1 protein-coding gene is annotated in these 1,271 nt (G+C 69.9%); it reads right to left on the bottom strand.

Features of this window, described 5'->3' with window-relative positions; genetic code table 11:
* The coding region (locus E1266_RS37285; RefSeq protein WP_279436379.1) for a beta-ketoacyl synthase N-terminal-like domain-containing protein at positions 1-1,271 on the bottom strand (1,271 nt) is incomplete at both ends.

Here is a 1,271-nt window from a genome sequence, read left to right as displayed (position 1 = left end):
GACGTGGTCGAGGGCGTGGGCGAAGAGGGGGAGGTGGTGGTAGAGCTGGGCGCCCATGCCGGGGCGTTGGGATCCTTGTCCGGAGTACAGGAAGGCGAGCTTCCCGCCGTCTGAGCGGGTGTGGCCGGTGGTCACGGCCGGGTGGGGTTCCCCGTCGGCGAGTGCTTGCAGTCCTTGGCGCAGGGTCGCGGGGTTGCCGGTGATGACGGCGCGGTGGTCGAGGGTGGAGCGGGTGGTGGCCAGTGCCCACGCGATCTGTCCGGCATCTAGGTCGGGGTGGGTGTCCAGGTGGTGGAGCAGGCGTTGGGCTTGGGCGGCCAGCGCGGCCGGGGTTTTCGCCGATAGCAGCCACGGAACCACCGGAGGCTCAGGCCGCACTTCGGGTTCAGAGGTGTCCGTCGCCGCCACATTCAGCTCGGTGCCGGGCTGGAGTGTCACGGGTGTGGGTGTTGTTTCGGGCTTGGGGCTGGTGGGGGGTTGTTCGAGGATGAGGTGGGCGTTGGTTCCGCTGATGCCGAAGGAGGAGACCGCGGCGCGGCGGGGCCGTCCTGTGTCGGGCCAGGGGATCTGCTCGGTGAGCAGCTCGACCGTGCCGGCGGACCAGTCGACGTGCGGAGTCGGTTCATCGACGTGCAGTGTCCGCGGCAGAACCCCGTGCTTGAGGGCCTGGACCATCTTGATCACACCGGCGATACCGGCGGCGGCCTGGGTGTGGCCGATGTTGGATTTGATGGAGCCGAGTCGCAGGGGCCGGTCGGCGGGGCGTTGCTGTCCGTAGGTGGCGATGAGCGCCTGAGCCTCGATCGGGTCGCCCAGAGCTGTGCCGGTGCCGTGGGCCTCCACTGCCTCGATGTCCTCGGGCGCGAGGCGGGCGCTGGCCAGCGCGTCCTGGATCACACGCTGCTGGGACGGCCCGTTCGGCGCCGTCAGGCCGTTGCTCGCCCCGTCCTGGTTGACCGCCGAACCACGGATCACCGCCAGCACCGGATGCCCGTTGCGGAGTGCGTCCGACAGTCGTTCCACCAGCACGAGCCCGACGCCCTCGGAACACCCCGTGCCGTCGGCCGTGGCCGCGAAAGCCTTGCATCGCCCGTCACGTGCCAGGCCCCGCTGTCGCGAGAACTCGAGGAAGAGGGTCGGCGTCGACATGATGGCGACGCCGCCGGCGAGGGCGAGGTCGGTTTCGTGGTTGTGGAGGGATTGGCAGGCGAGGTGGAGTGCGACGAGGGAGGAGGAGCAGGCGGTGTCGATGGTGAGGGCGGGTCCTTGGA

The organism is Actinomadura sp. 7K534 (assembly GCF_004348575.1).
Lineage (GTDB): Bacteria > Actinomycetota > Actinomycetes > Streptosporangiales > Streptosporangiaceae > Spirillospora > Spirillospora livida.
This window is presented reverse-complemented; position numbering and strand designations above follow the sequence as displayed.